Genomic DNA, 12,312 nt, shown 5'->3' with positions numbered 1-12,312 from the left:
TATTGAGTGTTTTATTGGTTGTGCAATGGGCTTGTATTACATTGGCATGGCACCACCATTGGCGTGCAAGGTATGCCCGCTTATAAATCCGGCTTCCTTGGAAGCCAGGAAGAGATAGGCATGTCCCATATCTTCCGGGGTGCCAATGCGGCCCACCGGAATCATGGAGATTCCTGTCTGTATGACATCTTCAGGCATGGAATCCGTCATTTCAGTTTTAATAAATCCTGGGGCAATGGCATTAACAGTAATATTGTATTTGCCAACTTCCCTGCACAGGGAATGTGTAAAGCCTACTATAGCAGCCTTACTGGCACTATAGTTGGTCTGTCCAAAGGCGCCTTGAAAGGCATTCACGGAGGAGGCGGAAATAATCCTGCCATAATTGGCGGTCTTCATATGTGGTACTATCGCTTTGGCGGTAATGTAAAGGGAATCAACATTTACGCACATAACTTGGTCCCATTCCTCACGACTCATTTTTAAAATAGATCGGTCACGAATTATTCCGGCGTTGTTAATAAGTACATCTATCTTTCCATATTCGGAAATGACCTTGGCAACAGCCTTATCAACAGATTCTTGGCTGGAAACATCCACATTTTGGTAGAATATTTTACCACCGTTCTTAGCAATCCTGTCCGCGGTTTTTTGGCCTTCTTCCAGCACATCCCATAGGGCTACAGTGGCCCCCTCATTACAAAAGACTTTACAGATTCCCTCACCTATGCCTCTTGCCCCACCGGTAATGATTACAACCTGCCCCTCTAGTTTTTTCATTCTTATTAATTATTTAACTGATTTTAATTCAGTAATTTAAAAAACTTTGAAGACAAACTCTAATGAAGTAACAAGTATTATTGATAGGGGGCAACAGCGGTAATTACTACTGGTGATCTGGATAATTAAAAGTTTGAAATTATTTATGGGTTCACTTTAAGCTACTATAGAATGAAAATACCCTAGAAATCAAAGAACTTGATTCTAGGGTATATGTTGTTTTAATTTTTAATCAGTTTTAGAACTGATACCTGATACCTAAGGCGATATCCAAATCCAGATCGTCCGAGTAGTCATCATTAAAACCAAGTTCTGGACGTATGTCCAAGGACAGCAAAAGCGGAAAATCAAAATTACACTCTATACCTATGTCACCTGCCACAAGGGCAAAAGCGCCATCTCCTCCTGGGGAATCGAAGGAGCCTATCCCGGCCCCAGCGCCCACATACCAGTTAAACAGCCCTTCTATTGGCATCACCCATTGATAGAGTCCAACCAATTTAAAAGCATCAACATTGTTGGAATCGCGCCAACCTAGATCAAATTCAAGTCTGTTATTGTCCGATACTGCCCTTTGATAGGATACTTCCCCTCCAAATCCGTCATTGTCCCCAAGCCTTAAACCTAGGGCGTTTTTGGAAACGGATTGGGCATTGGCCGCCACAATTGTCATTGTTATAACTGTTAAAACACTTAATATCTTCTTCATGATTATGACTGTTTTTATTTTTTACAAGAATAGATATTGTTTGGCTACCGTATTGTCCCCATCAATACTAATTATGACTCCATTGGATTCATAGACTAACTCTTTGGAAAAAGTCAATATTTAATTTGGTTGGAGCATTAATTAAAAATTGCATGCGCGTACTTTGCGGATAGTAGTTCTTATTTTTAACTTGATTATGGCCGACAGCAAACTGAAAAAAAGAATAGTTTGGATCATCACTGTTTCAGTAGTCCTGATACTGCTTTTGTTGACCATCCTACAATTGAGGGCCAAGGGTTATATTGAAAATTATCTAAGCAAACAAATACCAGATCATATCCATTTGACCTATGACCAAATTCAGGTAAATCTGATACGGGGTTCGGTAAGATTAACTGAGGTTGGGTTGGATATTTTGGAAAAGGATGCCAATTTTAGAAAAGCGGGGATGAGCCTCGAGGCTATTGACCTAAAGGGTATAGGCTTTCACCAAGCCATATTTGGAAACACAATAAGTATTCGTGAAATTCGATTGTCAAAACCAAAAACAGATTATTATCAAGGAGAACGTCAAGTTAAAAACAATGGGATTGCAGCAACGTACAGTTCCATGGAAAGAACTTTGTCCATAGCCCGATTGTCCATTGAGGATGGCGAATTCAGGATTTTGGAAAAGGGCAGGGATTCTATAGTTTTCTCGGTGGAAAATTTGAATTTGTCCCTTGAAAATCTAAAATTGGATAAGGAAACTATAGAACGGGAAATACCATTTTCCTATGTGGATTACAATTTGAGTACGGGCATGGTATTTGCAGATCTTGGACCATACGAAGGGCTAACATTAAGCGACACAAATATCAAGAACAAAGAATTGCAACTTAGTAATTTATCCTTGAAGTCCAAATATAATAAGACTGCCCTTTCCTGTAAATTGGACAAAGAGCACGATCACATAGATTTGAAAATCCCCGAGCTTAGGATGGTCAATATGGACTTTGGATTTAATAAAGAGCGATTTTTTCTAAACTCCTCATCGTTGGCTCTCCAAAAACCAAAAATGGAAATATATCGCGATAAGCTAGTTCAGGATGACCATAAACAAAAAAAACTATACAGCCGTATGTTACGCGAGTTGCCCTTTGATCTGAATGTTTCCGAGCTAAAGATCAACGATGGTTATATTGCCTATTCCGAATTGGTAAAAAGCGGGACATTACCTGGAGAGATTGTATTTGCCGATCTTGAGGCTACCATGTACAATGTTTCCAATACTTATGAAAATGGAGAAAAGACCCAAATTAAAGTTATGGCCCAACTCATGGGTGAAGCCCCGATTGAGCTAACATGGAATTTTGATGCCAACAAGGAGAACGATGCATTTTTCGTATCTGGCGTTGTCACCGATTTTAAATCCGAAAGCATCAATCAATTCTTAAGATCCAATCTTCGTACAGAGGCCGAAGGGGATGTACAAGAATTGTATTTTACAGTTAGTGGCGATGCAATTAGTTCTAGTGGCGATATGAAAATGAACTATGAGGATTTTCGATTTACCGTTCTTAAAAAGGATAGAACGGGAGTAAATAAACTGCTAACCTTCGTTGGTAATATTTTCACCAATGACGGCTCCAAAACGGACAAACAGGGCTACAGGTATGGGGAAATATATGCAGAGAGGGATAATACCAAATCATTTTTTAATTATTTATGGCTCAATGTAATGGACGGGATCGTCAACACACTTACCGGTAATGGCAAAAAGGAATAATTTACGCGATAAGCGAGATTAAAACGCTCCGGCGCTTACCTGCCCGTTCCGTTTAGGCGGGCTTGCTCGTTCAGGCAGGCTTCGAAATCTAAAATAAGGTTCCTTTCAATGCTTTTCGGGCCTGTCTTTGTCGGTAGACAGGCTTGCCCCGAGCTAGTTTACTACAAAGAGAAAATCATGCTAAAAAGAGCATGGGACAGTCAGTTTTGTATTCTTCTAGCTTGGTTCTACCAAAAACATGGGCATCATTTTAAAAGAGCAAAGCAAAAAATTGTTTCGATCAATGGTTCCGATGGAAGCGCCTTAACTTGTTGTTATTAACAATAAAATAAAAATATATAGATATTATGGAAACAACACATGCAACTATCGGAATCGAAAAAGAAAATAGGAAAGCCGTTGTTGAAATGCTTCGTAAGCTTTTGGCGGACGAATATTTGCTTTATACAAAACTAAGGAATGCACATTGGAATGTAGAGGGAATCGACTTCCATACCAAGCATGTATTTTTTGAGGAAGAATACAATAAAATAGAAAAAATTGTGGATGAGGTTGCCGAAAGGATCCGTATGCTGGGGTTTTATTCTCCCGGTACTTTAAAGGAGTTTTTAGAACTCTCACATTTGAAGGATGAAAATCCGAAAAAGAACGATAGCGCTAGTTTTATGGAAATTTTATTGGCGGATCATGCTACCATTATTCAGTTCATCAGAAAAAGTATCAGTGAAAATGCAGAGGAGCACAATGATGAGGGTACGGCAGATTTTATAACCGGAATCATGCAATTACATGAGCAGATGTCCTGGATGCTTAGGGCTTCCTTAAAAACCTTTTAATAAGTAATTAGACACATTTACAACTTATTTGGAACGGCAGGAAATTATCTCCTGCCGTTTTTTTTTTATTAAAGCTGTATATGATGGTGGTTCCGAATCCAATAAATGAATATTCCGGCCAAGACTTTAACCAAGTTTGGTTAGGGGAAAAATACAGGTGGGCCAATAAGGATGAATGTAGTATGAACAGGATTTAATAAACAAAAAAACCAGTCATTAGACTGGTTGTGTAATTAAACTTAGCTATATATTAGGCTGTAACAGCTACCGAATTTTGGTGATCCTGATAGTGCTTAGGACTACAATTATATTTTTCCTTGAAAATTTTAGAGAAATAACTTCTACTGGTAAGCCCCACACTATAAACAATTTCGGAAATGTTGAGGTCTGTGGTTTTAATGAGATTTTCTGCCGTTTCTACCCTAATGTTTCTGATGTAATCAGTAACTGTCCTATTAAATAACAGTTTAAAGCCTTCCTGTAATTTTGCAGGTGAATGTCCGGACTTGTTGCTAAGGTATTTTAAACTGTACTGAATTTCTGGATAATTCTTAATGAAATTTGATAGCTCTTTTATATCATCCATCTCATCTTTGGTCAAGGACCCAAAATTATTTTTTGCATTCCTTTTATCTTCTTTATGCTGTTGAATTTCCATTGCCAACATAACATGTACAATACCTTTTATTAATAGATTTCGGACCAATCCCTTTTCGGTAAGGGCATTTAATTGTTGCATTTTTTCCGCAATCTTTAGATTATAGGAACCGGAATAGGCAAAAATGTTATGTCCTGTTTTTGGCATAAAGGTTTTCAGCAACTGATTTCTTAATAGATCTATACCTTCATCATCTGGACCAACTTCATGTGTGTCCACCATTATATTGGAAAGTTTAACGGCTTCATTTTTCTTAAAGAACAAGGTCGTATCCTTGCTGGGGTCACTGGAGAAAATTCCTGTTTGGAATTGGTTTAAATGTCTTTTTTCTCCTTTAATGCCAAAACTGTGACTAATTCTCCCCTTGGCACAATACATAAAATGAATAGGATTGGTAATCGGCATGTTATTGATAAGAAGCATATCTTCCTTGAAGACAATGTCGTATTCCATAAAAGATATATTATTCTTAAAGGACACTCCGCTGATGACACCGCTTACCAAATTATTGTGTAATTCAAGATTATACTCCTGGGGTCGAATTTTTAATTTTCCACCCAAGTCTTGTTGTAACTGATTGAATATGTTAGCAATATTGTTTGTTTTAAGATATACAATTTTCATGATTTCGTATTTTAAGATTATTACTTCATTTATCCCTTACTACCCTGATTATAAAAAGAGCCACTGCCAATAAGAGGAAAATGTGTACTAGCATGCCAATGTTGAATATAAAAAAGCCTATAGCCCATAGTAAGAACATTATTATTGCTGCTATAACCAACATTTTCGACATTTTCTATATTATGATGATTGTAAAGGTTTAAATAGCCTTTCGAATGATATAAATCTTATATCTAGTTGCTTTCTATATTTTGATTGGTCATACCCATGATGAAATTATCCGGGAGGCCATTATTTCTGCTGTCCTTGGAATCCAAAGTCCAACTTTTACCGATTTTAGAATTCAATTGATATGGATCTGTTGTCTTGTTCATGTTGGTTGTCTTTAAATTTCTAATTGTCTAGAACAAAGTTCCAAAATGAAGCAGCCCTGTGTGTTATACAATTTTTTTATTCTGTTATATAATTCCATGAAAAACCCTGAAATCCATTAAAAAAGGCAAGATTATAATGGGTAGGATCAACACTTGAGTAAGATTGTTGTAGCAATTGCAATAGCACTTCTGATTGGTAAAATGTAGCCAAGGAGCTAGAATCAGTACCAAAAGTGGGAGTTTTTTCTTAGATTCAAGCCATGGCAACATTTAATAGGCTAAGATGTTATCGTAATGATGTATAGGGAAGTAGCCAACCAAGAACAATGGTTCGCCATGTGGATAGTTTTATGACCAATTTTCGCCTAAAGGGAGAATAGTCTGGGTAAATAGAAACCGTAGGAGTATGATCTATTTAGGTAGGTAAATAGATGTTGAAGGTCGCTCCTTTGTTTATTTGACCGTGAGCTACAATATGCCCCTTGTGTTTTTCCACAATTTTTTTGCAAATGGCCAATCCAATTCCCGTGCCTGAATATTCGTTTTTTTGGTGAAGGCGTTGGAATAGTTCAAATATCTTATGGGAATTTACCTGATCAAAACCAATACCGTTGTCCTTCAACGAAATACAGTAGTACAGCTTGGCTTTTTTCTGAAAATCATAAGGAATTTCGGTACGTTCCAATTTTTTACAGGAGATTTCTATTTTCGGAGTTTCAAGAATGCTGTGGTATTTGATGGAATTTGAGATCAGGTTGTTGAAAAGTTGTTCTATCTGGAAAGGGACACCTTTTACTTCTGGAAGATCTTCCAGAACAAATTCTACCCCGGTCTCTTTAATAGAGGCTTCCAAATCTTCCTGTACTTTTTCCATAACAAGATTAAGATCTACGTTTACAAAATCTTTCTTCTTCTTGTTAATTCTGGAATAGGACAAGAGGTATTTAATAAGGGTCTGCATTCGGTTGGCAGAGGATTTAACTTTATCAATGTATTCCGCTTGTTGTTTCGTTAAACTTCCTGAATCGGAATCCATTATCCTTGAGATAAACATCTGAATTTTCCTTAAAGGCTCCTGGAGGTCATGACTGGCAACACGGTTAAAAGATTCCAATTCACTATTGGTACGTTTTAGCTCTAGATTCTTGTCCTTTAGTTTTTGTTCGTTTTTTAGTTCTTTGGTGATATCCTTTACAACTCCAATGAATTCGGTCTTTAAAAAATGGCCTGAATTCTGAAGGTGTTTTACCTTCCCATTTTTGGTTATAATGCGATAGGTAAAATTGCTGATTATTTTCTTCTCCAAGGCCAGGTTTAGTTTTTCGTCGTAAACCTTAAGGTCTTTAGGATGAATAAAGGGTCTGTAATTTTCTGGTGTTGGGATAAACTCATTGGGTTCGCAATCCAATAGTCTGAAAAAATTTTCGGACATGGTGGCCTCCATGGTTTTAATATTCCATCGGTAACTACCAATTTTGGCAACGGCCTCTGCATCGTTTAAAATGGAATTCTGCACCTTTAATTGTTCATTGAGTTCCAGTAGACGTTGTTTGGCGTGAATTATCTGGGTGCTTTCGTAGGAAGTAAGGGTAATGCCGTCATTAAGTTTGTTAATGGTGGTGTGAATCCACACGCGCTTCCCCTTTAAAGTATATTGGGTTTCATGTGTTTCAATGGTACCATTGTTGGCACATTTTACCATGAGGTCAAAGAGTCCTGCCTCATGGACATAAGGGAAGATTGTGGATATGGTTTTACCTATTACCTCACTTACCAATTTACCGGATAACTTTTCACTATTGCTGTTGGTAAACAAATATCTAAAATCCAATATGTTACCATTGGCGTCCCGCTCTGTAGTCAGATGGCTAACGGTGTTACTGGTGCTTTCAAGGATATTATTCAAAAAGGCTTTGGTTTCGACCAAATTGTTATTTTGTTCTTCCAATTGCTCGTTCAAGTTCTTTAAATTCTGTGTGAACATTCTTTCGGAAGTTGTGTCGACCGAAGTGGTTAAAACCCCGTTTTCCATTTTTACGGCAGTGGTTGTAAACCAAAACTTATTACCATTATAGGCAAAATATTTTTCGAATTTACGGGTAGTCCCATCTTCAATAACAGCTGCCAATTCATCAAAGATGCCATTCTTAAAATTGATGGGAATAAGTTCCGACATTTTTCTTTGTGCTATTTTGATGGGTTTTCGCCCGAGGACGGACTCTATTTTTTCGTTGGAAAATTCAATGGTAAAATCTTTTACTTGGCCAGCAGTATTGTAGATAGGCGAAAAATAACTGATGACATTGTCCGTACTGCCTAATATATTTTGAAGGAATTTTTCCGCGGTAGCAGTTTTTTTTCGCTGTGAGTTGATCTGCAGAAAGGAGATAATGAAAATGAACAAGGCAAACATACCCAAGAGCAAAGTCATCATGGGCGTAAATGAAATTTGGGATCTATATTCTTCTTTACGCTTTGCAAGTTGTATTTGTTTTTCTTGATACATTTGGTTTCTTAGCAAATTTAGCTGGGTAATCGACCGGGAAACATTGTTTATTTTTATTCGATCTTTTGAAGAATAATTGGATTTTTGAAATGGAATATTCGCTATAATACTTAGTGAATTATAAAGGCTGTCCTGCCATGATTCTACGGAATGTAGAATTCTCTGCTGAACGGGATTATTTTGGGTCAATTCCCTAAGTTTAAGAAAGGAGCCCTGTACTTCCGGTTTATATATTTCATATGAGGAAATGCCCAAGGTATCCTGGGATAGCAAGTTTTTAAGCTCCGTAGATTGCATTTGGGCGTAATAGGAAAAAAGTTGATTTATTTCCATGTCGACCTCCAAGGTATTGGAAACCATGTCTGCAGATTCGCCAAGTTGTACAATCTGCTTGTAACTTATGCTTCCTAGAAACATAAGAAGGGCAATGGCCAAAATAAGGGAGACGGCAAGTACTTTTGGAGAAGATGTTATTTTTCTTATTGGCATGCCTTAACCCATTTTAGATCCGTAATAAAAAATTATCCCTATTAAGGGCCGAGGTGTGGTATTGCCAATTGAGTTGTAAAACCTTTTCTATGACTTGTTTTAAGGCCCCAAAACTATTGGGCTTATTGATATAAATATTGGCACCGTTCACAAAGGTTTCTTCAATGTCGCTTTCAGAAGAGGATGTTGAATATATGGCCACCAATAGGTCCTGAAGTTTAGGGTGGTTTCGAATTTCATCAAGGCATTGCATTCCGTTTTTGATGGGCATGTTTAGATCTAGAAATACTATTTCCGGTAAGATCACATTTGGCAAGATCAAATAATCCATCAACTCTTTTCCATTATTAAAGAGGGATAGCTTGGTCTTGATTTTTATTTCATCCATAGCCTCCTTGAACAATGTTCTGTCATCTTCGTCATCATCGGCCAAAGCTATGTTTAGTGTATTTAGGGGCATATTTTGGTCTGGTTATTTTTGTGATAATGCTCTTTCTTTCCTCTTAAGGATGATTTTTTGAAAAGCGGAAGGGGTTAGTCCGGTCGTTTTCTTGAATTGTGCCGATAAATGGGATACACTGCTATAGTTGAGTTTAAAAGCTATTTCCGTTAAGGTCAGGTTGTTTTGAAGGATAAAACTTTTAACAAACTCTATTTTTCTTAATATTACGAAGTTTTCGATAGAAGAATAGGTAGCTTCAGAGAATACAGAGGACAAATAAGTGTATGAATAATCTAACTTTTCAGAAAGATATGTGGAAAAATTATATAGTTTGGGGTTCTCTTCATCATGAATCCATTCTGTAACCGCATCTTTTATACGTTGCACCAATTCCATTTGTTGGTCATCCATAATTTCTATGCCGTAATGTCCCAAAAGCGAGGTCATTTCCTGTTCTTCTTTTTGGGTGGGTATTTTATTAAATTCAATTTCTCCAACGCCATAAATTGTGTACTTCAGTCCTAGGGAGTCCAATTGCTCCTTTAACACCGTTCTACAGATGTGTTTAAAATCAAATTTCAGGTAGATTCTCATTGATTGCGTGTAATAAGGGCCATTTAGAGCTTTTCCTACAAACTTAGGAAAACAATGTAGGCGATATACACAAAGATGATGAATTTTTAAATTCAATTAAACCGCTCATTGAACTTTTTGTCAATTGTACTGCTCACTGATACCCAAGGCAAATTTTATGACCAATACTTTCCATGGCTTATTGGGTTTGTAAGACAGATCATAATTTTTTCGGCCATTATGGAAAAAGGGAATACATTTTATGACTTTTTAAACTTTGATAGCTTTACCATGGGAAATATTCTTTTAGTTGGCTAAGTAGTTTTCTTTGGGGATCTCCTTGAAAAATTCCGCTGTTTCAATATTGCTGGATGGGCTATAATTGGCCAAGACAGTTCCTTTACTGCCATCATTGGTTTCCAAAATATATAAAATGGACATGTCAGAAGGGTTGCTCATTCCTTCAAAGCGATATTCCTCCAAAATAGTCACGTTTTGGGGCGAATACGCAGTTTTTGTCTTCAAATCTATCAATTTCATGTTCTCTACCCTGTAGCTGCCCTTAAAGCCTTTTTTTTGATATTCTTCAATAATTTCTTTTTCATTCTTAGCGAATTCATTCTTCATCTTTATATTCTTTAATTTAATTACAACTTATCTTTCAATTTAATTTCTTGGTAATAGTTTTGGCCGTTTTACTCCTACCAACCTGTCTTTTGCCTAGTCAATTATTTTAAGCATAATTGAAAACGGACAAGATCCGCAAAGGAAAATGCCCGTTGATAACAAAATCTAACCAAATAAAAAGATTTTTTTAATTGTCGTCTGTGGCATCATCTATTTCATCTTCAACCTCTTCCACACCTTCCTCAATACCATCGCCTACACTTTCTATTCCATCCTCAATTTTCTCACCTGCAGTTTTTTCTTCCCTACAGCTATTTAAAGTGGATAATGAAAGTGTAAATAGTAAAGCGAATAAAAAGGATATTATAAATTTTTTCATTGTTGTAGTTTTAGGATTATGTACCTTTTTTACTTAATTTTTTTGTGAATTTTTACAGAGTTGCCCCGTTTATATCTTTCTTCTTCCGGTAAATAATGAGATTACAAACAGAATCAGGAAAAGAAAAAATAAGATCTTGGCAATACTCGCTGCTCCCGCTGCAATTCCCCCAAATCCAAAAATTGCGGCAACTATTGCCAATATTACAAATGTTACTGTCCATCGTAGCATGATATATGTTTTTTAGGTTATTACTATAAACTGTCCTTAAAACAATTTGTATAACAAATCTCGGGCTATAGAATCACATTGTTTAACTTTATCACATTAATAGTTAACACAGATGGCATTGTTGTAACTTATTTTAAGTCAGTTGTTTGTGTTGTTGTTGAGCTTAAAATTTTCAGGAAAATCCAATGTTCGTATAGGGAATGGAATATTAATATCGTTTTCGTCAAAGGCTTTTTTTATGGCGATCATGGCAATTGTCTTGGCCCTTAGTACCTCTATGGCCGAGGTGGATTGAATCCAAAATCGAGTTTCAAAATTAATAGAGCTATCCCCAAATTCGGTATAAAGAAAAATAACTTCCTTGCTATTTTCAACATTATCAAAATTAGACGCAATAGTCCTGCATACCAAGTCTCGTACAAATTCCAAATTGGAGGAATAACCAACACCACAGGTAAGGATAACCCGTGATTGGGACGTAGTGGAAAAATTTCTGATTGGGTTTTCCAAAACCAATTTGTTCGGAATATAAACCAAATTGTTGTCCGATTGTTTTATGGTTACCGCCCTTAGATCTATATCGATCACCTCCCCTTCATAACTGTTGCTCTCTATCCAATCCCCAAATTTTATGTGCTTGATATATGACAACACTATTCCAGAATAGGTATTGGCCAGGGCACCCTGCAAGGCTAGACCTACAGCCAGTCCCGCCACCCCTGCGCCGGCAAGAATTGTATTTAAAGTTTTACTCAGGTCCAAGATTCCTAGAACTAAAAATAATCCCGTCAGAATTACCAATACTGATATTAACTTGGCAATTAAATTCTTCATGGATTTTTGTAAACTACTTTTCTCCAATAGTTTCCAAGTAAGTTTGGTAAAGTATTTGGAAAGTATAATCACGATGGTGAATACAAGCAGAGCCAAAATAATATTGGGTAAATTCACTATTAAACTGTCTACCCAAGACGCCAGTCTGTTAATCATTTCTTCCCAGGCTTCATCGATCTTTAAATCCATAAATAGTACTTTTTTGATGTTGTTTAGAAGTTAAGAAGATTTTTATGAAAAACCTTCTTGATTATTAAATATACAGCTATAATAGGAGCTTATCCAAAAAAAATGGCTCCGATATTTAAGTGTATCGGAACCATTATTTAACAACCAACCTAACCATCCTACATGAATTACTTTTGTAGTTCACAGTAATTCAACGAAGAATACGATTATTCCCAAATGTCCCCCGAAATTTAGGCTTACCTGATTGCCAATGGAATAGTGCAAACTTCTTTCTTGATCTCAAAGTTAGGTTG

13 protein-coding genes are annotated in these 12,312 nt (G+C 36.7%); 2 read left to right on the top strand and 11 right to left on the bottom strand.

What is annotated here, in order from left to right:
- Window positions 1-36: 36 nt before the first annotated feature.
- On the bottom strand, window positions 37-780 hold the full coding sequence (fabG, locus tag MWU84_RS00350) for a 3-oxoacyl-ACP reductase FabG (protein ID WP_246896299.1): 744 nt from the start codon (window positions 778-780) through the stop codon (window positions 37-39).
- A 238-nt stretch (window positions 781-1,018) separates the two neighbouring features.
- Window positions 1,019-1,489, bottom strand: a complete 471-nt coding sequence (locus tag MWU84_RS00345; protein WP_246896297.1) for a hypothetical protein — start codon at window positions 1,487-1,489, stop codon at window positions 1,019-1,021.
- A 196-nt stretch (window positions 1,490-1,685) separates the two neighbouring features.
- On the opposite strand from MWU84_RS00345, the gene MWU84_RS00340 reads away from it, so the two are divergent.
- Window positions 1,686-3,257 carry a hypothetical protein gene (locus MWU84_RS00340; protein ID WP_246896295.1) on the top strand — a complete coding sequence of 524 codons (1,572 nt, stop codon included), beginning with the start codon at window positions 1,686-1,688 and terminating at the stop codon, window positions 3,255-3,257.
- Between the two features lie 347 nt (window positions 3,258-3,604).
- Entirely contained in the window at window positions 3,605-4,093 is a 489-nt protein-coding gene (locus MWU84_RS00335) for a DNA starvation/stationary phase protection protein (RefSeq protein WP_246896292.1), read from the top strand.
- 250 nt (window positions 4,094-4,343) lie between these two features.
- On the opposite strand, the gene MWU84_RS00330 is transcribed toward MWU84_RS00335, so the two are convergent.
- The 9 genes from MWU84_RS00330 to MWU84_RS00290 all read right to left on the bottom strand — a co-directional run bounded on the left by MWU84_RS00330 (window position 4,344) and on the right by MWU84_RS00290 (window position 12,019).
- Window positions 4,344-5,375 carry a response regulator transcription factor gene (locus MWU84_RS00330; protein WP_246896291.1) on the bottom strand — a complete coding sequence of 344 codons (1,032 nt, stop codon included), beginning with the start codon at window positions 5,373-5,375 and terminating at the stop codon, window positions 4,344-4,346.
- Window positions 5,376-5,608: 233 nt separating this feature from the next.
- Window positions 5,609-5,749: a hypothetical protein gene (locus MWU84_RS00325; RefSeq protein WP_246896288.1), complete on the bottom strand. Its 141-nt coding sequence runs from the start codon at window positions 5,747-5,749 to the stop codon at window positions 5,609-5,611.
- 415 nt (window positions 5,750-6,164) lie between these two features.
- Window positions 6,165-8,744, bottom strand: a complete 2,580-nt coding sequence (locus tag MWU84_RS00320) for an ATP-binding protein (RefSeq protein ID WP_246896286.1) — start codon at window positions 8,742-8,744, stop codon at window positions 6,165-6,167.
- Window positions 8,745-8,757: 13 nt separating this feature from the next.
- On the bottom strand, window positions 8,758-9,204 hold the full coding sequence (locus MWU84_RS00315) for a response regulator (protein ID WP_246896282.1): 447 nt from the start codon (window positions 9,202-9,204) through the stop codon (window positions 8,758-8,760).
- A gap of 12 nt (window positions 9,205-9,216) precedes the next feature.
- Window positions 9,217-9,780 carry an AraC family transcriptional regulator gene (locus tag MWU84_RS00310; RefSeq protein ID WP_246896280.1) on the bottom strand — a complete coding sequence of 188 codons (564 nt, stop codon included), beginning with the start codon at window positions 9,778-9,780 and terminating at the stop codon, window positions 9,217-9,219.
- Between the two features lie 285 nt (window positions 9,781-10,065).
- Window positions 10,066-10,386, bottom strand: a complete 321-nt coding sequence (locus MWU84_RS00305; RefSeq protein WP_246896271.1) for a hypothetical protein — start codon at window positions 10,384-10,386, stop codon at window positions 10,066-10,068.
- A 187-nt stretch (window positions 10,387-10,573) separates the two neighbouring features.
- Window positions 10,574-10,765 carry a hypothetical protein gene (locus MWU84_RS00300; protein WP_246896268.1) on the bottom strand — a complete coding sequence of 64 codons (192 nt, stop codon included), beginning with the start codon at window positions 10,763-10,765 and terminating at the stop codon, window positions 10,574-10,576.
- A gap of 69 nt (window positions 10,766-10,834) precedes the next feature.
- Window positions 10,835-10,996, bottom strand: coding sequence for a DUF1328 family protein (locus MWU84_RS00295; RefSeq protein WP_246896265.1), 162 nt, complete (start codon window positions 10,994-10,996; stop codon window positions 10,835-10,837).
- Between the two features lie 138 nt (window positions 10,997-11,134).
- Window positions 11,135-12,019, bottom strand: coding sequence for a mechanosensitive ion channel family protein (locus tag MWU84_RS00290; RefSeq protein WP_246896262.1), 885 nt, complete (start codon window positions 12,017-12,019; stop codon window positions 11,135-11,137).
- Between the last annotated feature and the right edge of the window lie 293 nt (window positions 12,020-12,312).

This window comes from Arenibacter sp. F20364, assembly GCF_023015905.1.
In the GTDB taxonomy this organism is placed as follows: domain Bacteria; phylum Bacteroidota; class Bacteroidia; order Flavobacteriales; family Flavobacteriaceae; genus Arenibacter.
Note: the sequence above shows the minus strand (reverse complement) of the source record. Positions and strands in the feature narration are given on the sequence as shown.

Excerpts from the sequence above, each read along its gene's own strand:
- MWU84_RS00315 (WP_246896282.1), bottom strand. The coding sequence starts at position 9,204 with ATGCCCCTAAATACACTAAACATAGCTTTGGCCGATGATGACGAAGAT.
- MWU84_RS00305 (WP_246896271.1), bottom strand. The coding sequence starts at position 10,386 with ATGAAGAATGAATTCGCTAAGAATGAAAAAGAAATTATTGAAGAATAT.
- MWU84_RS00290 (WP_246896262.1), bottom strand. The coding sequence starts at position 12,019 with ATGGATTTAAAGATCGATGAAGCCTGGGAAGAAATGATTAACAGACTG.
- MWU84_RS00335 (WP_246896292.1), top strand. The coding sequence starts at position 3,605 with ATGGAAACAACACATGCAACTATCGGAATCGAAAAAGAAAATAGGAAA.
- MWU84_RS00325 (WP_246896288.1), bottom strand. The coding sequence starts at position 5,749 with ATGAACAAGACAACAGATCCATATCAATTGAATTCTAAAATCGGTAAA.
- MWU84_RS00345 (WP_246896297.1), bottom strand. The coding sequence starts at position 1,489 with ATGAAGAAGATATTAAGTGTTTTAACAGTTATAACAATGACAATTGTG.
- MWU84_RS00310 (WP_246896280.1), bottom strand. The coding sequence starts at position 9,780 with ATGAGAATCTACCTGAAATTTGATTTTAAACACATCTGTAGAACGGTG.
- MWU84_RS00300 (WP_246896268.1), bottom strand. The coding sequence starts at position 10,765 with ATGAAAAAATTTATAATATCCTTTTTATTCGCTTTACTATTTACACTT.
- MWU84_RS00320 (WP_246896286.1), bottom strand. The coding sequence starts at position 8,744 with ATGCCAATAAGAAAAATAACATCTTCTCCAAAAGTACTTGCCGTCTCC.
- MWU84_RS00340 (WP_246896295.1), top strand. The coding sequence starts at position 1,686 with ATGGCCGACAGCAAACTGAAAAAAAGAATAGTTTGGATCATCACTGTT.
- MWU84_RS00295 (WP_246896265.1), bottom strand. The coding sequence starts at position 10,996 with ATGCTACGATGGACAGTAACATTTGTAATATTGGCAATAGTTGCCGCA.
- MWU84_RS00330 (WP_246896291.1), bottom strand. The coding sequence starts at position 5,375 with ATGAAAATTGTATATCTTAAAACAAACAATATTGCTAACATATTCAAT.
- fabG (WP_246896299.1), bottom strand. The coding sequence starts at position 780 with ATGAAAAAACTAGAGGGGCAGGTTGTAATCATTACCGGTGGGGCAAGA.